Here is a 23,510-nt window from a genome sequence, read left to right as displayed (position 1 = left end):
TTTCAACAGGGAGATGAGATAGTGAGAATTATGACGATACTCGGCACACGTCCGGAAATCATTCGGCTGAGCTTGATTATTCCCCTGCTGGATCGTTATGCCGATAAGCATGTGCTGGTGCATACAGGACAGAATTTCAATTCCAGCCTCAGTGATATTTTCTTTCAGGAGCTTGGTCTCAGGCAGCCGGATTATGTTCTCCAGAACCGGAATACTTCACTCGGAAATCAATTAGCCGCCATGTTTTCTCAGATGGAGAACATTCTGCAATCGGAAAAGCCGGATCGGGTTCTGCTGCTTGGCGACACGAATAGTGCTCTATGTGCCATATTGGCGGAGCGGATGGGAATTCCGGTAATCCACATGGAAGCCGGGAACCGTTGCTTTGATCTAGAGGTGCCCGAAGAGAAGAATCGCAAGCTGATCGATGCGATATCTACGATTAATATGCCATATACTCCGCAAAGCAAGCAGCATCTCATTGCTGAGGGTGTTCCGAGCCGGCGAATCATTTTAACGGGCAATCCGATTTATGAGGTTATGAAGCATTACGAGCCCTCCATTGCCGGCAGCGATATCCTTGGCCGACTGAAGCTGAAGCCGGGGGAATATTTCATTGTTACGACACATCGTGCGGAGAATGTGGATCACCCTGTTCATTTGCAGGAAATTATGGAGGGCTTGAACAAGGTCGCTGAGGCTTATGGCCAGCGTCTGATTTGCAGTATTCATCCTCGTACGAAATCCCGCATCGGCAAGGATTTGAAGATTCAAATGAATCCTCTGGTCGAGTTTCACGAACCTTTTGGATTTTTTGATTTCGTCAATCTGGAGCGGCATGCCCGCTGCGCCCTGACAGATAGCGGTACTGTGCAGGAGGAATGCTGTATTATGCAGGTTCCTACAGTAACTATTCGCCGTACGACAGAGCGGCCTGAAACTGTGGATTGCGGCAGCAATGTCGTATCCGGGCTCGATTCAAGCAGAATCGCAGCCGCGGTGCAGTTAATGACCGAGCTGGAGCGAAACTGGACTTGTCCCGAAGGTTATTTAGAGGAGCGAGTTTCGCATAAGGTTGTCAAATTCGTACTTGGAGGGAAGGCGAATGTTCACTAATCAAGTCATACTCGTTACCGGGGGAACCGGTTCATGGGGGTACGAGCTGGTTAAGCAGCTTCTTACGCAGGGGCCGAAGGAGGTTATCGTATATTCGCGAAACGAATCTACGCAGGTAGCCATGAGCCGCGCTTTCGAGGATGACAGGCTCACCTTTCGCATCGGGGATATTCGTGATAAAGAAGCTCTGACGGATGCATGCCAGCACGTGGATATCGTGTATCATCTGGCTGCATTGAAGCACGTACCCGTCTGCGAGGATCAGCCCTATGAAGCGTTGAAGACTAACGTGATCGGGACGCAGAATGTGATCGAAGCAGCTATCGAAAACAAAGTGAAGAAAGTAATGTATATTTCAACGGATAAGGCTGCCAATCCGTCGAATTTCTACGGTATGACCAAGGCGATCGGGGAGAAGCTGATTGTCTATGCCAACCTGCTGCAGGAAGAGACGAAATTCGTTTGCGTTCGGGGCGGCAACGTGCTGGGCACGAATGGCAGTGTCATTCATTTATTCAAAAATCAAATTATGAATAAAAATCATGTTCGCATTACGGACATGAAAATGACGCGGTTCTTCTTTACTTTGCCTGATGCTATAAGCCTGCTCTTCAAGGCTTCCATTGAGAGCATCGGCGGAGAAATTTTCGTTATGTCCATGCCGACCTGTCGCATCGCTGATCTGGCTGAAGTACTGATTGAAGCATCTGGCAAAGAAAATGTGGAGATCATCGAGTCAGGAATTCGTCCTGGCGAGAAAATCCATGAAATCCTCATGAGCGAATATGAAAGCATGACTACCATCGTCTATGACCGTGAATATTTGGTTATTCTGCCTACCTTGGATTTTCCGGAATTAAAAGAGCGTTATAGACATTATCCTTTTGTGCCCTTCGACAGCTTCAGCTCGGAGCATAATCTGATGAATAAAGACGAGATTCGGAATCTGTTGATTCGCGGAGGGTTTATATCATGAAAATATTGATCGTAGGCGGTAATGGCATGGCGGGTCATGTATTAGTTCGTTATTTCCAGCGACAAGGGAAGCATCACGTGTTCTATACGACCCGGGACGTGAGCGATCCCGGGTCGCTCATTCTTGACGTTGATGATATATCGGCAGTAGATCGAGCTCTCCAGCTTGTAAGGCCGGATGTCATTATCAATGCGGTTGGGGTTCTGAATCATTTTGCTGATCAAGATAAAATTTCGGCCTATCATATCAACGGATTTCTTCCTCATCGTCTGCGTAGGGCGGCGGGGGATCTATCTGCTCGCCTGATTCATATTAGTACGGACTGCGTTTTCCTCGGCACTAAAGGAGGATATAAAGAAAATGATGCGACAGACGGCACATCTACTTATGCGATTACGAAGGCGCTCGGTGAGGTGCGCGATGAAGGGCATCTTACGATCCGCACATCAATTATCGGGCCGGAAATAAGAGGTAAGGGGATCGGGCTGCTGCAGTGGTTTTTAAGTCAACAAGGGAAGGTGAACGGCTACCGGCGCGTTCCCTGGAACGGAGTAACAACCATTCAATTAGCAAAGGCGATTGATTCTGTGCTCGAATCCTCTCTTTCGGGACTCGTGCATCTGGCTCATCCTGAAATCGTCACGAAATACGATATGCTGAAGCTGTTTCAGGAAATATGGAATAAGCAGGACGTCACAATTGTGCCGACAGACGAACCGTCTATCGATCGTACTCTGGTATCTACTCGAAAGGACGTACAATTTGCGCTGCCCACATTCCGAGATATGATCGAAGAAATGGCCGAGTGGATGAAGGACGATGAGTAGCTCAGTCATTCTAATAACTGGAGCCGGAGGATTTACAGGGCGGCATGCCTGCCGGAAATTGGCCGAGAAAGGCTATCGAGTGGCCGCCGTTGTCCGCACCCGTGCTTCTCTTGAAGCAATGCCTCCCATAAGTGGGGTGGACTATTATGTCTGCGATATGAATAAGCCGGGTCAGGTACAAGAAGTTGTCCAACGCGTTACTCCTCGATATGTCCTTCATCTAGCTGGTAAAAACTCGGTTTCAGAATCTTGGGCGAACCCTGTGCTCTATGCGGAAAGCAACATTATGGCTACCGTGCATTTGCTAAGTGCTCTCCGCAGATACAAGGAAGTAATGATATTAATTGCGGGTTCCCGGTTAAAGTTCGATCTAAGTCTTCCCGTCGAACCTACTCATCCTTATGGCCTGAGCAAATCGATTCAGGAGATTGTAGCGCTGGCGTGGGGAAAATTGTTTCAACAGAGAATCATATTGGCCGAACCCAGCAACCTGGTTGGACCGGGTCCGTCAACCGGCATTTGCTCTCTTCTTGCCAGGCATATTGCCGCGCTCGAACGAGGAGAGGCAAAGCAGTCGTTTCGTCTGTCGTCAGCGCAAGCGACAAGAGACTTCCTTGATGTCAGGGACGCTGTCGATGCTTATGAACTGCTGCTGCATCAAGGCGTTCCGGGTGAGGTATATCCGGTATGCTCGGGGGTTGAAAGAAGTCTTGGCGAGGTATGCAAATCCTTTATAAGCCTGGCAAGGGTAGAGTGCCCGTTTGATGAGGGAACCAGAGGCAAGCATGCTGACGAACTGTCAGCAGCTTCGATCGTTCAGCCAGAAGCCTTGATGAAATTAGGCTGGAGTCCATCGATTGCATGGGAAACCTCGGTTGGCGATATTTTACAGTATTTCCGAAGGGAGGACACGAACCCAATATGAGTGCGAAAGTAAGTATTGTTATCCCTTTTTATAATTGTCCTTATATAGAGCAAGCTGTATCAAGCGCTTTGAATCAGACTTATCCGAACGTAGAAATTATCGTGGTGGATGACGGATCTACGTCATATGTGGAGCTGCTGTCATCCTATCAGCATCGTATTTACTATTTGGGCAAGCAGAATGGAGGGACGGCAACGGCTCTAAATCATGGAATACGCCATGCTTCCGGGGAGTATATCGCCTGGCTGAGCTCGGACGACATGTTCTATCCAGATAAAGTCAGTGCTCAGCTTGAGTTTATGCTGCGGAATAAAGCGCTCATTTCCCATACGAACTTCAATTATATCGACGAGAACGGAGCGACGGTTCAATATAGTGCAGGAACCTCGCCTATGACTCGCCGGGAAATGCTGTTAACTTTTCAACGGGGCAATCCGGTGAACGGATGTACGGTAATGATCAAACGAAGCTTGCTTGCGCGCATAGGCTTGTTCGATGAACGGCTTCCCTATACCCATGACTATGATTTATGGCATCGAATTCTAATAGCTGGCATTCCGTTCCATTATTTGAATCAGACTCTTACGGCTTATCGACGTCATCCCGGTATGGGAACGATCCGGCACCAGGGAGCGATTGGCCAGGAAATCGCTGCTGTGCAGCAGCGCTACAAGCGTGGGCTGCATCGGCTGCTTCATCATCGACGTTAAGTTGCATTCATCGATTGTATGACCATGGTTTTTCAATATGAGCATCTACCCTAAGGGACCTGTCTATTCACAAAGGGACGTCTTAGCATAGGGTAATGTAGCTTGGAATTTTAGGAGGTGAATTCATCTTGGGAGTTTTTCTAGATGCCAGAGTGTCCATAAACTCAAACCAGCCGGGTTTTCCAGGTACCCCGCTGTCCTCTACGCCCGAGTTGTTTGGAATCATCGGGCTGCAGACGCAGAACGTGGCTAACCCAATCGTTATTCTACATGGAACTGTCGGGATATTAGGGGATATTGGCGATACTTTCCGGATTGAAATCGTTCGTGGTGCAACCTATGCACCCGCTAACGTAATTTATACGCTGGAAGGTGCTGTGAGCGAAGATAGCAACACGGATAATAAGAGCTTTGTCGCCGCTGATCTGAATGCGCCAGCCTCACTGCAGACGATATATTCCTCATTTATTTCGGGCGTGTCAACGTCAATTCGCAATGGTCCTGAAACATTTGTAGGTACCGCTTCATCACCTGATTAAGATTTGTCTGAAAGCTTGTCAGGAGCACTCCGGCAAGCTTTCAAGCTTTTTAAAATCGAGAACTGGGATCGGAACGGCCGCCTTGAGAAAGGATGGGAGCGATGCAGCGGCTTAAAATATTGTTTATTACGAAAGACTTTAGTCAGTATCTGGAGCGAAATTTTCATTATTTGCAACTGGAGCTTGCCAAGCATGCGGATTTAGCGTTATGCCATGAGGGCGGGGAAATGCCCGATATTCTTCGCGGATTACCGTTTACTCCTGATTTCGTTTTGTTGAATGATATGTTTCATTCCACGCACTGTCCTCCGGTGGAAGGCGTATTTGACCTGCAAATTCCGTGGGGGATGATCATGCATGATCTTCATGGACACGTCGATCGGCGAAGGGCGTTCCTGATGAGAAAGCCACCTAACATTTTTACGATATATCGCAGTGCTTTTCGGAACAGATATCCCGAATATGAGGGTAATTTATACTGGCTTCCTCATTTCGCAGAGCCTAGCGTATTTAGGAACTATCATCAAACCAAGGATATTGATGTTTTACTCATGGGAGCCATCAACCGTAGAATATATCCCTTGCGACACTTAATGAAGACTAGATATTTAAAAGAGCCTTGGTTTGTCTTCCATAAACACCCGGGATATGCCAACTTCGATGCAGACAAACCTGCACTCGTGGCGCAAAGATTTGCGATGGAGGCGAACCGGGCGAAGATCTTCCTAACCTGTGACTCTATTTATAAATACTCACTTCGCAAGTATTTTGAGGTTCCGGCCAGCTATACGCTTCTAATGGCTCCACCCAATGAGGATTTGAGAGATTTGGGCTTCAAGCCAGGAGTGCATTTTGTTGCCATCTCTGAACGGGATTATGAAGAGAAGGTGGAGTATTATTTACAACCCCACGCCGAAGCCTTGCGCGAGCGAATTACTAGACAAGGCCACGAATTTATCCATGAGAATCATACCACTGCTGTTCGTGCGAAAAAATTGCTAAAAATCATTCGGAATATTGTAAGAAATGGATGAAAAATAGGGAGTTAAGCTAAGCATGCATCCAAGCTGAGAAGATCATCCTCTCATATACTATTCTAGCAGTATAGGAGAAGGAGGGCTGAAAGTGGATAGAAATATTGCAATTATTGGTCTTGGTTACGTAGGCTTGCCGCTGGCTGCAGCTTTTCTGAATAAGGGGTATAGCGTCATAGGAATCGATTTGGACCAACAAAAACTAGAGAGCCTGCAGAAAGGAAAGAGTTATATAGCCGATGTGCCGGATCGAATCATCCAGTTGGCCATTGAACAGGGAAGATTCACTTTATTTTCCGAGTTTAGCGCGGTTACATTGGCTGAGTCGGTAATCATTTGTGTCCCTACGCCTTTGACAAAGGAGCACGTGCCGGATCTATCGTACCTTATTGATGCAGCTGAACATTTAAGAGTTTATTTAAGAGCTGGCCAGCTAGTGACGTTGGAGAGCTCGACCTACCCGGGCACTACCAAAGAAGTATTGATGCCTTTGCTGGAGGAAAGCGGCCTAATAACGGGCAAGGATATTTTTATAGGCTTCTCTCCCGAGAGGGTTGATCCGGGCAATGAACAATTTTCTTTGACATCTATCCCCAAAGTGGTAAGCGGCGTGACCGGGGAATGCGCGCTTCGGACGGAGCGTTTATATAAGAATGTTTTTGATAAGGTGATCAGGGTATCCTCTACAGATACCGCCGAAATGACAAAGCTGCTGGAGAATACTTTCCGTTTTGTTAATATCTCTTTCATCAATGAATTTGCTGTCCTCTGCGACAAATTGAATATCAATGTGTGGGAGGTCGTCGAGGCGGCATCTTCTAAGCCATTCGGATATACGGCCTTCTACCCCGGTCCGGGGATCGGGGGGCACTGCATACCTGTAGACCCCCACTACCTGCAATGGAAAACTCAACAAATTGGTGTAACCAGTTCGTTCATCGAGCTGTCGTCACGTATCAACCGCAGCATGCCTGCATACGTCCTCTCAAGGCTAAAGGAAGCGCTCGAGCAGAAAAGCATGAAGGGTCTCCGAATTTTTATAATGGGCATTACCTTCAAGAAAAATGTTGCCGACATCAGGGGATCGAGTTCCATTGATTTGATTCGTTTACTGGTCAAGGAGGGAGCGGAGGTAATCTATTACGATCCTTACATTGCTGAGCTTGACGTCCAAGGAACAGTGCTTAAGGCAACAAAGGCCAGTAGTTCTGAAATCCGCCGGGCGGACTGCGTTGTGATCGCCACCGACCATCGTGATTTACCGCTTGAGCGTATTTTGAAGCATTCACGCCTTGTCTTCGACACAAGAAATGCCACTGCTGGTATGGCCGGAAAGGCAAAGGTCGTTGTCCTTGGCGGAGGTGGGCTGGGGTCAGCATAGCAGGCCGGTGCAGCAACTTTAACGTTTCTTGAATTATTAAACAGGAGGGATCATCCAATTGACTAGGCGATTGGTTATTGATATTAGATTTAACAATATGGGCATGTGCCGGGATCGGTTAACCCGGCCATGGGTGGAGCATCGGATCAAGCTGTTTCGGGATTTAACGCTAAGCAGCCTGAAGCACCAGGGTAATCAAAATTTCTTGACCTTGCTTAAATACGATCCACGCTCGCATGATGTTATTTATGAAGTATTAACGGATTTGGGCATTACGCTGCCGGATCATATCCGTTTTGTCCCGGTGGAACAGTACGAGCAGGCGATATCCGAATACATTCAAGGGGCAGATGAGCTCTATATTGCTAGAACGGATTCGGATGATTTGCTGCATAAGGATTATTTTCAACAATTGCATGATTATCAGCATCAGCCTGAAAGCTGGGCTTTGCTTAATCAGAACGGGTATTACTGGGATCGGGATCGCCACGTCATGGCTCCTAAATTCTATGCTTCTCCTCAATTTTACGTATTAATCTACCAAGTTAATAACTTCCTGAAAGGTGATCGGTACACCATTAGGGATCATGGTCATGTCATTAAATTCCCCCATGAGAAGCTGCCTGGACGCAACTGGGTCAATGTCGTGCATTCGACTAATACGTCACCAAAGGTTGTTCCGGGTGAGAATCGCATGCAGCTCGATGAAATTAATGCCGTTCTTCGCGATTATATGGATAATCCGCCTAAATAGTAAGGTGGTAATTTCGATGAACGGACCGAGAGGAAGGTGCTGTAATGTTTAAGGATAAAATTATTCTTGTAACCGGGGGTACCGGATCATGGGGGAGGACATTGACTCGGACACTGCTCCGGGACAATCCCAGAGAAATACGCATCTTCTCCCGTAACGAATACGCCCAGGTACTGATGCAGCGGGAGTTCGGATATGACTACAGGCTGAAATTTGTGATCGGAGACGTTCGCGATTACGATGCGGTTGAATCCGGGTGCAAGGGAGCGGACTATGTATTTCATTTAGCTGCCCTGAAGCATGTTCCTGTGTGCGAGCATCAGCCAACAGAGGCATTAAAGACGAATGTTCTTGGCACTGAGAATATAATTCGCGCCAGCATCGCCCAAAAGGTGCTTAAGGTTATTGACGTATCTACCGATAAAGCTGTAGATCCAATCAACACGTACGGCATGACGAAAGCGATCGGGGAAAAGCTGATGATTCATGCGAATTATTTAAGTGAGCATACCCGGTTCACTTGCATACGAGGAGGGAATGTATTAGGAACGAATGGCAGCGTCGTACCCTTATTTATCCAACAATTAAAATCCGGGGGCGAACTGACAATAACCCACAGTCAAATGACCCGCTTTTTCCTTACGTTGGAGGAAGCGATCGAATTGCTGCTTAAGGCGGCGAGAACAGCGATCGGCGGCGAGATGTTCGTTATGAAAATGAAAGCCTGCCGCATTACCGACATTGCCGATGCGTTGGCTGATCATTACTTGGGTCATACCGTGCCCTTGAAGGAAATCGGAATGAGGCCAGGGGAGAAGCTGCACGAGGTGCTTGTCTCCCGATATGAATCACCTTATACGTACAAATACAATGAACAGTACTTCGTCATCCTTCCATCCAATCCTCCTGTCCATCTATATAAGCAATACAGCCATCTCCAGCGCATTCATTTCGATGAATATCATTCCAACGACAGTCTGATCTCTAACCAGGAGATCGTTGATCTGCTCCGGGAAGGAGGATTTATCTCCTGATCTCCATCAGTCTATGCATGATCGTAAAGAACGAAGAGAAACAGCTGCAGAAGTGCCTTGATTCAGTATGTGATATCGTCGATGAAATTATTATCGTCGATACCGGATCTACGGATCGGACGAAAGAAATCGCCGGTCACTATACTGCGAAAATTTATGATTTTCCGTGGATTGATGATTTTGCAGCTGCCAGAAATTATTCCTTTGACCGTGCCACGAAACAATTCATTATGTGGCTGGATGCCGATGACTTGTTACTGCCTCCGGACCGAGGTAAATTGAAGCAATTAAAGCGAACCTTGAATCCGAATCAAGAAGTTGTCATGATGGATTATCATCTAGCGCTTGATGATGCAGGAGTGCCCCTTATATTGACCCGGAGGTACCGGCTTGTTCGCAGGGATAAGAAATTTAAATGGAAAGGAATCGTCCATGAGGATATAGATGTATCCAGGGCAAGCATAGCATATTCGGATGTGGCCGTAACACATTGCAGACAGGGTGTGCATACGGAACGTAATCTAAAGATCCTTGAAAGCTGTATTGCTTCAGGTGGTGGCCTTGAAGGCCGCCTTCTCCTGCATTATGGGAGCGAGCTGGCAGATTTGAAGCGGTATGAGGAAGCGATTGTACAATTGAATTATTTTTTAAAGCAACCTAGCCAACATATGGACGATTATATACTGGCCTGCATCAAACTCGCGGATTGTTACGGCCAGCTTGGTTTAGTGGATAAAAAGCTGGAGGCATTGCTACGATCATTCCAATATGATCTGCCTCAAAGCGAAATCTGTTGCGCCATAGGAGGATGTTTTGAAGGAAGGGGGCAATGGGCCGCTGCGATTTACTGGTATTTGCAGGCCCTGCATAATGCTTCTTCCCCCGCTGTTATGGAGAACCGCACTCTTCGCACATGGATTCCACATAGCCGATTGTGTATATGTTACGCACAACGAGGAGATCTTAACAACGCATATCATCATAACGAAAAAGCCCTGGAGTATCTTCCGCAGGAACAAGGCCTGCTTGAGAATCGTCTCAAACTCCAGCGTGCGCTTGGTTTACCTTTGAGTAATGATGATCCACTGTGAAAAGAAAGGCTGTCCTTATCGTTATTTACCTGGTAACGAAGGGACAGCCTTTTTGCACTTGATCTGCAATAGTTATGTTGGGCTTTTTAAAGAGTCAAAAGCATTTGGCGAAAACTCTCCGCATATTGCCGTGGCGTCATCAATCCCGATATAAATTCATGGCCGTTACTGCGAATCTTCTCTCGCAGCCTGTGATCATTCATTAGCTCAAGTGCCTCTTTGACGGCTCCCGAAACATCTCCCATGTCGAAGAATTTGCCTGTTTCATTATGGCGGATAAAAAAACGGACTCCATCTGAGTCGCTGCTGAGTACGGGACAGCGGCATGAAATGGCTTCGGCAACAGCATAGCCGAAGCCTTCGAGATAGGAGGTTGACAGCAGAAAACCTCCCGATTCACCGACACTCGATAAGTAATTCGGCATGCTTGAGTGCGGAGCATTGGAAAAGACCTGTAAGTGCTCGTTGAGCCCCCGCAAGCGAACGATCTCCCAGAAGGAGTTATTTCCTGCTTCCGAGCTGAGTTTGTCGTCTAGAAAGATCCAAAAAAGGAGCTCCGGCTTAGCCAGTACTAAGGAGTGAGCGATGTGAAGGAATAATTCCCAGTTTTTATTCTTATCGAGTCGCCCGATCCAGGCGATGATTGGCCGAGCTGAAGCTTCCACGGCACGAGGTGAGAAGGTTACGGTATCCAGTGGATTAGGAAAGATATAACGAGGAATGGAGGGGCATAGCTCAGTAACCAGCTCGACAAGATGCGAAGTCGGAGGCATTAGCGCAGCTTGGCAGCATTCCCGTAAGATGGGCTCCGCTTCCTTTAGAGCCTGTTCGGCCTGTTCCCGCGTTCCAAGCCCCTGGAGTTCGTATACAATGGGGCCTGTATAACCGACTTGGCGTAATCTTTGCGTCATGAGGTAGTCTGAGGTTGCTATGATGGCATCGTACATATGTAACTTAAGAAGGTTGTGCAATTCATCATCGGTAGGGGAAATATATACAGGAATGCCTGAAATGTTCTGAAGCCCGGAGCCGCCTTCCAGATAAAGGAGATGCCCTTCGATGCCGATTTCTTTAAGTGCTTCGCAGCGAAGGCGATTCAGCGTTTCCACACCGCCGCTGGGAACGTAAAAGGTAAACAATATTTTCATTCAAGAATCACCTCAAATCATTGTATATGCTATTGTACGCTTGGTGTCCGGTTATGTTTACCTGTATGCAAAAACTCTCCCCCGTGCATTCTAACAGATGTTCATCATAACATCACTTTAATAACGGGAGATGACTACATGCGAATTGCCAAAGTAGTTAGCTTATCATTGTCTGCAACATTGCTTGCCAGTATGGTGGGAATTACGGGCTGTGGGACAAGAACTGATAACAACAATATGCGATCCCAAGGCGTCCGGAACAACAATCAAGGGAATTATGATGTGAATTCGCTGCGCGATGGCAATCGAAATTTTACGCGAAGCCTTGGCAACGGACAGAGTGAACGCATTAATTCTTTGAAGTACAGTCCGGCTCTAAGCAACAAAGTATCCCAGCTTCGCGAGATTCAATCCGCACATGTTGTCGTAACGGATCGCGACGCTTATGTAGCTGTAACGCTTCATAATAATCAACGGGGACGGTCAGCTGGACAAAGCAACGGAATGATTACAAACTATGGTGCGACGAGCTTGATGCCAAACGGTATGGATGGCTATCGTAGAGGAATAGCAGGAAATGGAACGGGTTATGGAACAGGTTATGGAACGGGTTACGGTACAACGGGTTATGGGACAACAGGCTTTAATACCACTAACCCCAGGGGCACCAATGGGGCGAATTATAGCAACCGAGGCACAGCGGATAATGGATTTGGCGGCAGATCGGGAGTAATTGGAAGTCTGTTCGATACCGGAACCCGGGGCAATCAAGGGGGAGCGGGTATGAATGGTGGAACGGATGGTACGATCGGTATGAAGAGTACGCGCCGCAACACATCCAACATAAATGGCACAGGCAACGGTAACGTTGTAGGGTTAGGTACAGGCACTGGCGCCAATGTAGTAGACAATGTTCCTCAAAGTGTAAAGGATAAAATTTCTCAAGCTGTGAAGAAGACGGCACCGCATATTCGTAATGTGTATGTATCCGGGCATCAGGACTTCGTAACCAATGTCAGCAATTATGCAACACAGTCGCGGGGCGGGGCTACATTGCAGGGGTATGTTAATGACTTTGAACAGCTTGTTAATCGCATTTTTCCAGGACGTGCGGGTACAATGACAGGGCCAAACGGATATAGAAATACAGGCGGCGGTGTCGGATCAACTGGGACGGGCACAGGCATGTCTGGTACTACAGGCACAGGAACAGGTAGTGGCGCAGGATTCTCAGGAGGAGTAACTCGATAAGAATAGTGTACCAAAAAAGCAGCAGCTTTGAGGATGGTATCATATCATCCTTAGCTGCTGCTTTTTAAATTGTGGATTATGATTCGTATTTCCGTCCTTTGACCCAAGTGCTCTGTAGATTCAAATTCTGGTCTACCAGCAATAAATCTGCCTGTTTGCCGGTCTCCACGGAACCAGTCAAATGATCCATCCGAATGAGTTTGGCTGGGTTCAGACTGGCCGCCTCAGAAGCTCTTTCTACAGAAAGGCCGATTTCCTGCACGAGATGGCGAAAGCCACGAATCATTGTTAAGGTACTGCCGGCAAGCGTATTATCACTATCCTTAAGGGTGCAGACACTATCCTTCACAATGACAGGAAGGTCTCCGAGCATATACTCACCGTCTCCCAGCCCTGCTGCTGACATGGCATCCGTAATTAAGATGAGATTGTTGTCATCTTTTACTTGTGCTAACAGCTTTATTGCGGCGTGGTGGACGTGAATACCGTCTGCGATAATTTCAGCACTGATCGCCGGGGTGCTTAGTACTGCGCCGGCGGTTCCCGGTTTACGATGGTGAAGAGGCGTCATCGCATTGAACGTATGGACGGCATGGTGAAGTCCGACTTGAACCGCGGCCATCATTTCCTCGTAGGAAGCATCGGTATGCCCAGCAGCAGCGACGATGCCTTCTTTCCGAAGGTAACGGATCAGTTCTAGAGCTCCATCTCTTTCAGGGGCAAAGGTAACCTGTTTGATCAGGCCGGGATATCTATTGTTCCATGCTTCGACCCAGGAGCGGTTTGGAGGCACGATATGCGTAGGATTTTGTGCACCAGGCCATTTTGGGCTTATAAAAGGTCCCTCCAAATGCACTCCTGCCAATTGAGCATAAGGCATATCGTTCGACATATACTCGTTAACTTCACGCAGTATTTCATCGATAACGTCATATGGCATTGTCATTGTTGTAGCGAGCATGGATGTAGTCCCTTGACTGCAATGCAGCTTTGTAATTGCATCAAATGCCTCTTTGCTTGGAATCGAGAAATCTTCAAGCATGCCGCCATGCACATGAACATCAATAAAACCAGGCAGGATATAGCTTCCGCCAGCGTCAATCGTTGAGGCTGAAGCCGGAGAATCTGAAGGCAAACCTGATGTCGAGCCTACGTATGCAATAAGGCCTTCCTCTACAACCACCGCGCCATCATGAATAATGCCTTTAGGCGTAACGACCTCGGCGTGAGCAATTTGGAAACTCCGGTTCGAGGCGCTCATTTTTATAACAGCCCCCCAGCCTCTTGATCCACAATAACGACGACATTTGGATGAAGCTGCAACAAGGAAGCAGGGCATTGAGTTGTGATGGGCCCTTTAAGAGCTTTGGCAACAATTTCAGCCTTGTCTGCTCCTTTAGCCATCAGCAAAATTTGCTTCGCTTTTAGAATAGAGCCGATGCCCATTGTAATTGCATGTGTTGGTACTTCATCGATGGAGTTAAAATAACGCGCATTGGCTTTACGAGTTACTTCATCCAGCTCGACTACATGCGTTGCTGCCGTCAAATGCTCGGCCGGCTCGTTAAAGCCAATATGTCCGTTATGGCCAAGGCCGAGAAGCTGTAAATCGATTTGGCCAGCCTTTTCCAACAACAAATTATATTCTGCTGCTGCTTTATGCCCATCGCCGGATACGCCTGATGGCACATGCGTATTGCTTGGATCTATGTCTACATGATTGAACAGCTTCTCGTTCATGAATCTGCGATAGCTTTCCGAATGATCTTCCGGCAGGCCGATATATTCGTCCAGATTGTAGCTGCGGGCATCCTTGAAGCTCACGAGGCCTTGCTTATAGAGCTCGATTAGGTGTTTATATACTCCAACGGGCGTTCCCCCGGTAGCTAGTCCTAGCGTAGCTCGCGGGTTCGTTTGCAGCAGACTTGCAATAATTCCTGCTCCGGTCTCATTGAATTGCTGTTCATTGTTTACTTTAATAATATTGAACATATTTATTAGCCTCCTGTAGTCTTACGATAGATTTGGACATTCTGATAAGAATTTTTCAGTTTCGGCGTATATTCGGTAAACTCTAGACTTACCATTCCCGTAAATAGAATATCGATCACATGGAGCTGGGCAATTCTCGAGGCCATATCGCCCCGGCGCATACCTTCCTCTAAAGAAGAAGAGAATAGGGATATGTCCGCTAAGGATGCAAGGCTGCTGCTGCCGTATTGGGTTAAGGATAACGTAACGGCACCGCTGTCTTTGGCACAGCGCAGCGCATCGATGGTTTCCGGCGTTTCTCCAGAGTATGAAATAGCCAATGCTGCATCACCTTCGCTTAAGCTGGAAGCAGAAGTGATCTGCATGTGGGAATCGGCAAAGGCCGTGCAGTTCTTGCCGATGCGTATGAGCTTCTGGTAGAAATCCTGCGCAATGACGGAGGAAGTAGCCACGCCGTACAGATCGATCCGCTTTGCGCGACAAAGTGTCTCCACAGCTTTTTGAAGTTGAGAAATATCCAATAGACGGGTTGTATCGGTAATCGAAGCCAAGTGATTGGCCTCCATAGCCTGCACGATTCTATGAAGATCGTTACCTTCAATAATATCCTGATAATGACTTTCTGAAGGTTTATGAGCCAACTCAAAAGCCAGCTTCATTTTAAAATCCGGAAATCCTTTGAAATGAAACGACTTGCAAAATCTTGTCACTGTCGAAGGGCTGATTCCGCACTCCTCAGCGAGATCAGTAATACCCATGTGAATAACGGATGCAGGTGCATTTAAAATATGTTCTGCCAAGCGTCTTTCTTGGGGTGACAAGGCGTCCATTTGAGCAGACAACGCGTGCAGAATAGGAGTAAGAATGTTAATTTCACCTTCTTTCCTCTGAAGAATGCACAATAGATAAGAAAATAATTTTTGTGTATAGATCATAAAACATGAAAACTATTTTAGTACATAATAAAATATTCCACTTTATAATGCAAGGTGTTTTATTATACTCCTGTGACACTTTTGAAACGGTCTTCCTTGTTTTTTTAAGAAGCGCATAATACACTAGCTAATAATGCTTAAGCTGAGTCAGCTTAGTTTGAATGACTGTCCGATGAGGAGGAATAATGTGGATCCGAATCTCGATCAATATATAGACCGGCTCCAATTGAAATATTCGATGGTTGCCAAAAAGCTGCGTCACGAAATAATGCAGCATCGCGAGCAGGCACTAACCGGTCCGCAGTTTCATATGCTGTCGCTTATAGCCAAAGAACAAAGCTGCAATGTTACTTATTTGGCGGAATCGCTCGTCGTGAAACCGAGCGCAATTACGGTTATGCTCGATCGTCTTGTTCAAAGCGGCTATGTAGAACGCAGGCATGACGATCAAGATCGGCGCGCAGTGCTGTTGTCTATCACAGAGCAGGGCAAGGATGCGTATGAGGAAGCACGAAAGAAGTCAAGGGAAGTGCTTGCGTACTATTTTGGTTGCTTGGATGAGAATGAGAGGACAATACTGGAGCGCGTGATTAACAAGTTTGATGAGGCTGGGCGGATGAAAGAAAAATGAACGGGACAACCCGAAGAAGATGAACCGTCGTAGCGTAGGGGGACAACGTGAATACTCTGTTCAAGGAAGGGTGCCTAGTGGTGCCTTTTTTATTTGTCACGTTATCCGCCATCGGGGTAGAATGGGGTTAATATTACAATTATGACTATGTGTTTTTGGATATTTCAATTCTATACTTATGAAAAATATATAAATTGAACAAGCGAACAAAGAGCGGAGGATGCTTATGAATGAATATATACTTGCACTAGATCAAGGGACTACGAGCACGCGCGCTATTCTCTTTAACAAGCAAGGTGAAATTGTACACTCGGCACAGCGTGAATTTCCGCAATATTTTCCAAGACCCGGATGGGTCGAGCACAATCCTAATGAGATTTGGGGTTCTGTTCTCGCGGTAATCGCTTCTTGTTTGTCAGAATCAGGGGTTAAGCCGGGGCAAGTAGCCGGGATCGGTATTACGAATCAAAGAGAAACGGCCTTGATTTGGGAAAAAGAGAGTGGAAATCATATTTACAATGCCGTCGTATGGCAGTCCCGCCAGACGGCGGACATATGTGAAGAGCTGAAGGCCGCTGGGTATGACTCTATATTTCAGCAGAAGACGGGGCTATTAATCGACCCCTATTTTTCGGGCACGAAAGTAAAGTGGATTCTAGATCACGTAGAGGGAGCCAGGGATCGTGCAGAGAAGGGAGAACTGCTCTTCGGCACGATCGATTCATGGCTGATTTGGAAGCTGACCGGAGGGAAGGTGCACGTCACGGATTACTCGAATGCATCGCGAACCCTGATGTACAACATTCATCAGCTCTGTTGGGATGATGAACTGCTGGATTTGCTTGATGTGCCGAAAGCCATACTTCCCGAAGTTCGCGCATCCTCGGAAGTTTACGGGTATACCGCATCCTATCATTTCTTCGGCCATGAGGTACCCATTGCCGGAGCCGCGGGAGATCAGCAGGCCGCTCTTTTTGGACAGAACTGCTTTGAGCAGGGTATGGTGAAAACAACATATGGCACAGGCTGTTTCATGCTGATGAATACGGGAGCAAAGCCGGTTTCGTCAGAGCATGGGCTAATTACATCTATTGCATGGGGGCTTCACGGCAAAATTGAATATGCCCTTGAAGGAAGTATCTTTGTGTCGGGTTCGGCCATACAATGGTTAAGAGATGGTTTAAGAATGTTCCGGGAGGCGAAGGATAGCGAGAGATACGCCGAACGTGTCGATTCTACGGCAGGGGTGTACGTCGTTCCGGCCTTTGTCGGCCTTGGCAGTCCGTACTGGGACAGTGAGGTTCGCGGCGCCATATTCGGCCTGACGCGGGGGACGAGCAAAGAGCATTTTATCAGAGCTACACTCGAATCCTTGGCGTATCAGACAAAGGATATTCTTGTGGCGATGGAGAAGGATTGCGGCTACGAGGTGAATACGATGCGGGTAGACGGCGGAGCAGTGTCGAATACGTTCCTGATGGCATTTCAGAGCGATATTCTTAATGTTCCTGTGGAACGACCTGCTGTTCGAGAGACGACCGCACTGGGAGCGGCTTACCTGGCAGGATTGGCCGTTGGATATTGGGGGGATCTGGATGAAATTCGCCGGATCTGGACTGTAGAGCGCAGATTTATGCCGACGATGGCTGAGCCTGATCGAGAACTCCTGTATAACGGCTGGAAAAAGGCCGTATATGCCGCGATGTCATTTAAATGAGGAATGGGCTGCACAGCAGCCCATTTTTGCTTTGTATCGCACCCTTACCCGTTTTTTTTCATAATATGTGTTGACTGTATCCCTTAACCTTGTTATACCACAAAACCCGAGCAAGGAGGGGTGACGCATTTTGAAAAGCAGCGATCGTAACAGCAAATTTCTGTTGACTCATCGTGAGCGGGAAGTTTTTGAACTCCTCGTGCAGGATAAAACGACGCGCGACATTGCGGGGCAACTATTCATCAGCGAAAAGACCGTACGGAATCATATTTCTAATGTCATGCAGAAATTGAACGTAAAAGGTCGTGCGCAAGCGGTTGTCGAGCTAATCAAGCTTGGGGAACTAAAAATCTGACGGTTTGCCAAAGCACGTCAAGAAACCGTAAACCTTCTAAATCCTCTATCCATATACGGAGAGGAATTAGAAGGTTTTTTGTTGAACCAGTTAACGTCAACGAGATCATCGGCTAGCCATGCTAGAGTTGTAGCTTCATGCGCGCTTGTCGTACGCCCTTCAACAGCCTAGAGCAATTTCAAGTAATCCACGATCGTTAGCAGCCCTTTATCGAAGTTCTCCAAATTAAAGTGCTCGTTCGGAGCATGGAGGTTCTCGTCAGGGAGTCCGAAGCCCATCATGACGACCGGGGCATCTAGGACCCGGGATAATGTTTCGACAATCGGGATGGAGCCGCCGTCGTTCGTGAACAGGGCGCGGGTGCCGTATACGCGTTCATAAGCATCTGCCGCTTTTTGCAGCATTGGATTCGCCGGATCGATGGTGAACGCACGTGCCTTCTCCACTTGGACGATGTTTAATTTCGCGCCAGGCTGGACATGTTGCTTTAAGTGCGCTTCGATTTTGTCCAAAATATCCTGCGGATCCTGATTGCCGACTAGGCGGCAGGTAATTTTGGCATGAGCCTCTTTCGGAATGACGGTCTTGGAGCCTTCACCCTGAAAACCGCCATAAACCCCGTTGAGCTCCAGCGTGGGACGCGCACCAGTTCGCTCCACGAAGCTATAGCCTTCTTCACCATAAAGTGTATCCAGGCCCAGATCGGCTTTTAGCTTATCCTCATTAAACTGCTGCTTGGCAAACTCCTCACGCATGGTGGGAGTTAGTTCAGGCACGCCTTCATAGAAGCCCTCTACGGCTATTCTTCCTTTGTCATCATGGAGCGAAGCCAACAAGGAAACGATGGCATGCAGTGCATTCGGTACGCCGCCCCCGAAGGTTCCCGAGTGAAGATCCGTATTGGCGGTGTGTACCGTGACTTCTAAGGAGCATAGTCCGCGAAGGCCGATACAGATGGCCGGCTTGCCCGGCTCCAGGAGAGCCGTATCGGAGATGAGTACGACATCGGCGGCTAACTTATCCTTATGCTCATCCAAATAAGGCGGAAGGTTAGAGCTGGCGATTTCCTCCTCGCCTTCAATGCAAAACTTAATGTTGACCGGAAGTTCTTTCTCTTCCTTTAATATAGCCTCCACGGCTTTAATATGAAGAAAAAGCTGGCCTTTATCATCTGTTGCTCCGCGCGCATATAACTTGCCGTCTCGGACAGTCGGTTCAAACGGGGGTGTATCCCATAAATGCAGCGGATCTACTGGTTGAACATCATAATGCCCATAGACGAGCACGGTTGGTTTCCCTGGAGCATGAAGATGGTCTGCATAAATAATCGGGTGTCCCTTAGTCGGAATGATTTCCACATTCTCCAGCCCTGCGCTCGATAACGAGTTGGAAATCCACTCCGCAGCTTTTGCGATATCAGGCTTATGCTCAGATAGGGCGGAAATGCTAGGTATCGTCAGTAATTGCTTTAATTCCTCTAAATGTTGTTCCCTATATTTTTGAAAATAGGACTCATAGCTCATCGTTGATCAGATCCTCTCGAACATTATTGTGACCCCTATAGTTTACTACGTTTTGGCAATTTACACGAATGTAAGGGACTCATTGGATTATTCTAACCATGAGTATAGCTTGCGATGTGAATTAAGCAGATTTTAATAAAAGTCCGTTTAAATTTATTTTTATTTAATGTTTGATTCTGTTAATTCTGTTACTCTCTTTAAAGAGAGCTTAATTTTAAAAGCTCCGTCTTTAGGTGAAATGAAGGGAGTTTTTGAGTGAATGGAAGATAAGGATAAGAAGGAACTAGAATCACAAGGGAAGAAGAACGAAGCTGGCTCAGCGCAAGAGAGCTCTTCCCAAGAGACTGCGGCAGCGGAAAAGGCAGGTTCGGCTGCGGAAACGGTGATAGATGCGGAAGCGACCTTAACAGACGAAGCAAGTGTAAACACTGACTTAGCAGATAAAGTTGATGCAGAAGCAGATACAGAAACAGATACAGAAACAGATACAGAAGCAGATACAGAGGCTGCATCCGGTACTGAGGCAGAGGCTCATGAGAAAGCCGCCACCGAAGTCCGAGCAGAAAAGAACATCTCAGCCGGAGGACAAGCATTCCCTCAGTTTGACTCCACTCCTCCTCCGAGCTCCGGTTCATCCAATATATGGCCGATCATTTCTTTAGTTCTAGCAGCTGTGCTAGTCATTGTATTGGTGCTGCCACTGGTTGGAGGCAAGAAGGATGTCGTGGCAACAGTTAATGGAGCTAAAATTACCCAGGATGAACTCTATAACGAGTTGGTGAAGGCAGGTGGAGGCGAACAAGCCAAGCAGGCGTTGGAAGCGATGATCAGGAAGATGCTGATCAAGCAGGAGGCCAAGAAGAAGAATATTGTGGTATCGGAAGAAGATATTCAATCCGAAATCGATAATTATGTGAAATCCTTCGGCAGTCTTGAAATATTGGAGCAAATGCTTCAACAGTACGGCATGACATTGGACGATTTGAAACAGGATGCTGAGCTGAATGTTATGGTGTCCAAGCTGCTTAAGGACAAAACCAACGTAACGGATGAAGAAGTGAAGGAAATCTTCGAAACGTACAAAGAATCCTTCAACACTCCGGAACAGGTTCGCACTTCGGTTATTTTGGTAGAGACCGAGGAAGAAGCAAATGAAGTCATTCAGCAGCTGAAGGACGGTAAGGATTTTGCGGAGCTGGCTCAGGACAAATCGCTAGATACATTCACGAGGGAGCTTGGCGGAGATACCGGATTCTTTGGACGGGGACAGGTAGAGCCAGCTATCGAAGAAGCGGCCTTTAAGCTGCAGAAGGATGAAATTAGCGGTGCTGTGAAAACGGATGATGGATATAGAGTCATCAAGCTAACCGATCGTAAGGAAGCTAAAGAGGCGACATTCGAGGAGAGCAAAGATGAAATTCGCAAGAACTTGGTAGCACAGCAAGTATCGGAATTATTCGAGGAATGGATCAATGAGGTGGAGAGCGACGCCAAGATCACGAATAAATTATCGAATACGGGGAACACAGTCAATGGTGAAGCTGATAATGGTAATTCAGCGAGTTAAATGATATTTGCAATTATGCAGTGAATTAAGGGTAGCCAGCGCCTCTATTAAGAGCCGCTGGCTGCTGCTATGTTAATGATTGGTTGCGCTTGAACTAAACATATCACGTTATTTTCGTTTGCAAGTTATTGGGTTTATGTATACCTTAGTATTAGAGCAGTTTTTTGCATAGATAGGGAGGAGCAATTCTGATGACGGAGTGGTATGAACGTAGCTTTGGTGAAGATTATTTACTGGTCTATAAACATCGCGACGTACAGGGAGCGAAACGCGAAGTACATACGATGATTTCCTGGTTAGAGTTGCCTGCTGGAGCAAAAGTGTTGGATCTTTGCTGTGGCATGGGGCGGCATTCCATGGCATTAGTAGAAGCCGGATATAAGGTTACCGGCATAGATTTATCGGACGTCCTGCTGCGGGAGGCACGTCATCAAGATCCGGAAGGACGCGTAACGTGGCTCAAGGGCGATATGCGCAATTTACCGCTGGAGGGCAGCTTTGATGCTGTCGTTAATTTATTCTCCTCCTTCGGCTATTTTGAGGAGGATACAGAGCATATTAAGGTGTTGAAGGAAATTCGCCGAGTTCTGAAGCCGGGCGGACGATTCATTATTGATTTCCTAAATCCTTCTTATACTGTAAAGCATCTGGTTTCTCGATCCGAACGTGTAGATGAAGGTCAGCATATTACAGAGGAACGCAGCATTCAGAATGGGTATGTGAAGAAGCATATTACGATTCGAAATATAGAGCCGGGTGCTTCCGATGAGCCAAGGTATTATTTAGAACGGATAAAGCTGTATAATCGCGAAGATTTTACAGCAATGCTGACGGAAAGCGGCCTGCAATTGGAGCATGTCTATGGAGGCTATGGCGATATACCCTATGATGCTGAGGCTTCTCCGCGAATGATTATGGTCGGGAAATCCATATGATTTCCGAAAGGTTTCAGGAGTGGGCGCAAGCGGGATTGATTCAGATTCCGATAACGATGGCTCCCCCGCTGCGCCAAGTGAACAGTTACCTGCTTCGCGGCCCCGAGGGAGTTACCATTATAGATCCAGGGCCGCGAACGGAAGTGACTGAAAAGGAATGGGAAGCCGTCTGGAGAGAGCTTGAAATACATCCAAGTGAAATTTCCTCGATTGTTTTGACTCACCATCATCCTGATCATTTCGGGCTTGCTGGGTATTTGCAGTCATTGACCCAAGCCCAGGTCTATATGTCAGCAAGGGCTTATGAAGAAGCGGAGCGGATGTGGGGAATAGAAAGTACGATCAATGAAGAACTTTCTGTTCTGTTTCGACAGCATGGTATGCCGGACGAATGGTTGATGCGGCTGCCGCAGCATTTGCACGGGTTCATCGCTCAAGTGACGCCTTTTCCTAAGGCTACCTTTGTAACGGAAGATCAATTCCTTACAATGGGGGGGAGGCGTTGGGAGCCTATTATGAGTGGTGGACATGCTCCTGGTCATATGTCTTTTTATGATCGGGATAAGAAAATAATGATTTGCGGGGATGCCGTTCTGCCGCAAATATCTCCTAATATTAGTTTACTTCCAGGCAGTGAGACGCATCCGTTGAAAGCCTTTATTAGCGGGCTGGAGCGGCTTCATAAGTATGATGTGAGGATGGCTTTCCCTGGACATCGGAGCCCTTTTGACTATTTTCACGAGCGAATAAGTCTTCTGATTCAGCACCATGAGCAGCGCCTTCTGCGGATGGAGCAGCTGCTGCGGAATGAGCCTTTGACAGGTTTCCAGGTATGCAGCAGCGTATTTGGGACAAAGCTTGGCATCCACCAGATGCGGTTTGCGATGTCGGAGACGCTGGCCCATTTGACTGAGCTTGTGCGTCAAGGCCGTGTGGCTAAACAAGATAGTGCAGGCGGTAAGGAGATTCGTTTTAGTGCACGACAGCAATCTTGCAGTGCGCAATAGTAGAAATACGGTTTAAACACAAAGAACAAGCTGCAGCTTCTGCTGTAGCTTGTTCTTTGCTT

At 47.3% G+C, this 23,510-nt stretch carries 23 protein-coding genes; 18 read left to right on the top strand and 5 right to left on the bottom strand.

Annotation, left to right across the window (positions count from 1 at the left end):
• Positions 1-21: 21 nt before the first annotated feature.
• The 11 genes from wecB to EIM92_RS21025 all read left to right on the top strand — a co-directional run bounded on the left by wecB (position 22) and on the right by EIM92_RS21025 (position 10,387).
• Complete coding sequence (gene wecB, locus EIM92_RS21075) at positions 22-1,116, top strand: non-hydrolyzing UDP-N-acetylglucosamine 2-epimerase (protein WP_125084517.1); 1,095 nt, start codon at positions 22-24, stop codon at positions 1,114-1,116.
• A complete protein-coding gene (locus tag EIM92_RS21070; protein ID WP_125084516.1) occupies positions 1,106-2,092 on the top strand; it encodes an SDR family NAD(P)-dependent oxidoreductase in 987 nt (328 codons plus the stop codon). Before wecB ends, EIM92_RS21070 begins: the two co-directional genes overlap by 11 nt.
• Positions 2,089-2,919, top strand: a complete 831-nt coding sequence (locus EIM92_RS21065) for a dTDP-4-dehydrorhamnose reductase family protein (RefSeq protein WP_125084515.1) — start codon at positions 2,089-2,091, stop codon at positions 2,917-2,919. The genes EIM92_RS21070 and EIM92_RS21065 overlap by 4 nt, the downstream gene beginning before the upstream one ends.
• Complete coding sequence (locus tag EIM92_RS21060) at positions 2,912-3,844, top strand: NAD-dependent epimerase/dehydratase family protein (protein ID WP_125084514.1); 933 nt, start codon at positions 2,912-2,914, stop codon at positions 3,842-3,844. The genes EIM92_RS21065 and EIM92_RS21060 overlap by 8 nt, the downstream gene beginning before the upstream one ends.
• Positions 3,841-4,554, top strand: coding sequence for a glycosyltransferase (locus EIM92_RS21055; RefSeq protein WP_125084513.1), 714 nt, complete (start codon positions 3,841-3,843; stop codon positions 4,552-4,554). Before EIM92_RS21060 ends, EIM92_RS21055 begins: the two co-directional genes overlap by 4 nt.
• Before the next feature lie 128 nt (positions 4,555-4,682).
• Complete coding sequence (locus EIM92_RS21050; protein ID WP_125084512.1) at positions 4,683-5,093, top strand: hypothetical protein; 411 nt, start codon at positions 4,683-4,685, stop codon at positions 5,091-5,093.
• A gap of 101 nt (positions 5,094-5,194) precedes the next feature.
• Positions 5,195-6,127 carry a glycosyltransferase gene (locus EIM92_RS21045; protein WP_125084511.1) on the top strand — a complete coding sequence of 311 codons (933 nt, stop codon included), beginning with the start codon at positions 5,195-5,197 and terminating at the stop codon, positions 6,125-6,127.
• 91 nt (positions 6,128-6,218) lie between these two features.
• Positions 6,219-7,508, top strand: a complete 1,290-nt coding sequence (locus EIM92_RS21040; RefSeq protein ID WP_125084510.1) for a nucleotide sugar dehydrogenase — start codon at positions 6,219-6,221, stop codon at positions 7,506-7,508.
• A 58-nt stretch (positions 7,509-7,566) separates the two neighbouring features.
• Complete coding sequence (locus tag EIM92_RS21035; RefSeq protein WP_125084509.1) at positions 7,567-8,262, top strand: glycosyltransferase; 696 nt, start codon at positions 7,567-7,569, stop codon at positions 8,260-8,262.
• 44 nt (positions 8,263-8,306) lie between these two features.
• Complete coding sequence (locus EIM92_RS21030; RefSeq protein ID WP_125084508.1) at positions 8,307-9,296, top strand: polysaccharide biosynthesis protein; 990 nt, start codon at positions 8,307-8,309, stop codon at positions 9,294-9,296.
• 17 nt (positions 9,297-9,313) lie between these two features.
• Positions 9,314-10,387 (top strand): glycosyltransferase, encoded by a 1,074-nt coding sequence (locus EIM92_RS21025; RefSeq protein WP_246021096.1) that lies wholly within the window; start codon positions 9,314-9,316, stop codon positions 10,385-10,387.
• A gap of 86 nt (positions 10,388-10,473) precedes the next feature.
• On the opposite strand, the gene EIM92_RS21020 is transcribed toward EIM92_RS21025, so the two are convergent.
• The gene (locus EIM92_RS21020) at positions 10,474-11,535 is read right to left on the bottom strand and encodes a glycosyltransferase family 4 protein (RefSeq protein WP_125084506.1); all 1,062 of its coding nucleotides are present in this window, start codon (positions 11,533-11,535) and stop codon (positions 10,474-10,476) included.
• A gap of 138 nt (positions 11,536-11,673) precedes the next feature.
• Here EIM92_RS21020 and EIM92_RS21015 point away from each other — a divergent pair, with 138 nt between their 5' ends.
• Positions 11,674-12,786 carry a YhcN/YlaJ family sporulation lipoprotein gene (locus tag EIM92_RS21015; RefSeq protein ID WP_125084505.1) on the top strand — a complete coding sequence of 371 codons (1,113 nt, stop codon included), beginning with the start codon at positions 11,674-11,676 and terminating at the stop codon, positions 12,784-12,786.
• Positions 12,787-12,862: 76 nt separating this feature from the next.
• Here EIM92_RS21015 and nagA read toward each other — a convergent pair whose 3' ends face one another.
• Genes nagA through EIM92_RS21000 form a run of 3 tightly spaced genes read right to left on the bottom strand, consistent with a single transcriptional unit; the run spans position 12,863 to position 15,650 of the window.
• On the bottom strand, positions 12,863-14,047 hold the full coding sequence (gene nagA / locus EIM92_RS21010; RefSeq protein WP_125084504.1) for an N-acetylglucosamine-6-phosphate deacetylase: 1,185 nt from the start codon (positions 14,045-14,047) through the stop codon (positions 12,863-12,865).
• Positions 14,048-14,049: 2 nt separating this feature from the next.
• On the bottom strand, positions 14,050-14,778 hold the full coding sequence (gene nagB / locus EIM92_RS21005) for a glucosamine-6-phosphate deaminase (RefSeq protein ID WP_125084503.1): 729 nt from the start codon (positions 14,776-14,778) through the stop codon (positions 14,050-14,052).
• Between the two features lie 5 nt (positions 14,779-14,783).
• A complete protein-coding gene (locus tag EIM92_RS21000) occupies positions 14,784-15,650 on the bottom strand; it encodes a MurR/RpiR family transcriptional regulator (RefSeq protein ID WP_164515244.1) in 867 nt (288 codons plus the stop codon).
• Between the two features lie 250 nt (positions 15,651-15,900).
• On the opposite strand from EIM92_RS21000, the gene EIM92_RS20995 reads away from it, so the two are divergent.
• The 3 genes from EIM92_RS20995 to EIM92_RS20985 all read left to right on the top strand — a co-directional run bounded on the left by EIM92_RS20995 (position 15,901) and on the right by EIM92_RS20985 (position 18,416).
• On the top strand, positions 15,901-16,344 hold the full coding sequence (locus EIM92_RS20995) for a MarR family winged helix-turn-helix transcriptional regulator (RefSeq protein WP_125084501.1): 444 nt from the start codon (positions 15,901-15,903) through the stop codon (positions 16,342-16,344).
• 226 nt (positions 16,345-16,570) lie between these two features.
• Complete coding sequence (gene glpK / locus EIM92_RS20990) at positions 16,571-18,061, top strand: glycerol kinase GlpK (protein ID WP_125084500.1); 1,491 nt, start codon at positions 16,571-16,573, stop codon at positions 18,059-18,061.
• Positions 18,062-18,191: 130 nt separating this feature from the next.
• Positions 18,192-18,416, top strand: coding sequence for a helix-turn-helix domain-containing protein (locus EIM92_RS20985; protein WP_009225122.1), 225 nt, complete (start codon positions 18,192-18,194; stop codon positions 18,414-18,416).
• A gap of 167 nt (positions 18,417-18,583) precedes the next feature.
• Here the strand turns inward: EIM92_RS20985 and EIM92_RS20980 are convergent, their stop codons facing one another.
• The gene (locus tag EIM92_RS20980; RefSeq protein ID WP_125084499.1) at positions 18,584-19,939 is read right to left on the bottom strand and encodes a dipeptidase; all 1,356 of its coding nucleotides are present in this window, start codon (positions 19,937-19,939) and stop codon (positions 18,584-18,586) included.
• 259 nt (positions 19,940-20,198) lie between these two features.
• Here EIM92_RS20980 and EIM92_RS20975 point away from each other — a divergent pair, with 259 nt between their 5' ends.
• The 3 genes from EIM92_RS20975 to EIM92_RS20965 all read left to right on the top strand — a co-directional run bounded on the left by EIM92_RS20975 (position 20,199) and on the right by EIM92_RS20965 (position 23,448).
• A complete protein-coding gene (locus tag EIM92_RS20975) occupies positions 20,199-21,506 on the top strand; it encodes a peptidylprolyl isomerase (RefSeq protein WP_125084498.1) in 1,308 nt (435 codons plus the stop codon).
• Positions 21,507-21,697: 191 nt separating this feature from the next.
• Entirely contained in the window at positions 21,698-22,441 is a 744-nt protein-coding gene (locus tag EIM92_RS20970; RefSeq protein WP_125084497.1) for a class I SAM-dependent methyltransferase, read from the top strand.
• A complete protein-coding gene (locus EIM92_RS20965; RefSeq protein ID WP_125084496.1) occupies positions 22,438-23,448 on the top strand; it encodes an MBL fold metallo-hydrolase in 1,011 nt (336 codons plus the stop codon). The genes EIM92_RS20970 and EIM92_RS20965 overlap by 4 nt, the downstream gene beginning before the upstream one ends.
• The last annotated feature ends 62 nt before the right edge of the window (positions 23,449-23,510 follow it).

Source organism: Paenibacillus lentus (assembly GCF_003931855.1).
In the GTDB taxonomy this organism is placed as follows: Bacteria; Bacillota; Bacilli; order Paenibacillales; family Paenibacillaceae; genus Fontibacillus; species Fontibacillus lentus.
This window is presented reverse-complemented; position numbering and strand designations above follow the sequence as displayed.

Coding starts and splice junctions, on each gene's coding strand:
- EIM92_RS21025 (WP_246021096.1), top strand. CDS start 9,314: ATGATCGTAAAGAACGAAGAGAAACAGCTGCAGAAGTGCCTTGATTCA.
- EIM92_RS20975 (WP_125084498.1), top strand. CDS start 20,199: ATGGAAGATAAGGATAAGAAGGAACTAGAATCACAAGGGAAGAAGAAC.
- EIM92_RS21015 (WP_125084505.1), top strand. CDS start 11,674: ATGCGAATTGCCAAAGTAGTTAGCTTATCATTGTCTGCAACATTGCTT.
- glpK (WP_125084500.1), top strand. CDS start 16,571: ATGAATGAATATATACTTGCACTAGATCAAGGGACTACGAGCACGCGC.
- EIM92_RS21065 (WP_125084515.1), top strand. CDS start 2,089: ATGAAAATATTGATCGTAGGCGGTAATGGCATGGCGGGTCATGTATTA.
- EIM92_RS20965 (WP_125084496.1), top strand. CDS start 22,438: ATGATTTCCGAAAGGTTTCAGGAGTGGGCGCAAGCGGGATTGATTCAG.
- EIM92_RS20970 (WP_125084497.1), top strand. CDS start 21,698: ATGACGGAGTGGTATGAACGTAGCTTTGGTGAAGATTATTTACTGGTC.
- nagA (WP_125084504.1), bottom strand. CDS start 14,047: ATGAGCGCCTCGAACCGGAGTTTCCAAATTGCTCACGCCGAGGTCGTT.
- EIM92_RS21045 (WP_125084511.1), top strand. CDS start 5,195: ATGCAGCGGCTTAAAATATTGTTTATTACGAAAGACTTTAGTCAGTAT.
- EIM92_RS21020 (WP_125084506.1), bottom strand. CDS start 11,535: ATGAAAATATTGTTTACCTTTTACGTTCCCAGCGGCGGTGTGGAAACG.
- nagB (WP_125084503.1), bottom strand. CDS start 14,778: ATGTTCAATATTATTAAAGTAAACAATGAACAGCAATTCAATGAGACC.
- EIM92_RS21060 (WP_125084514.1), top strand. CDS start 2,912: ATGAGTAGCTCAGTCATTCTAATAACTGGAGCCGGAGGATTTACAGGG.
- EIM92_RS21030 (WP_125084508.1), top strand. CDS start 8,307: ATGTTTAAGGATAAAATTATTCTTGTAACCGGGGGTACCGGATCATGG.
- EIM92_RS21070 (WP_125084516.1), top strand. CDS start 1,106: ATGTTCACTAATCAAGTCATACTCGTTACCGGGGGAACCGGTTCATGG.
- EIM92_RS20980 (WP_125084499.1), bottom strand. CDS start 19,939: ATGAGCTATGAGTCCTATTTTCAAAAATATAGGGAACAACATTTAGAG.
- EIM92_RS21055 (WP_125084513.1), top strand. CDS start 3,841: ATGAGTGCGAAAGTAAGTATTGTTATCCCTTTTTATAATTGTCCTTAT.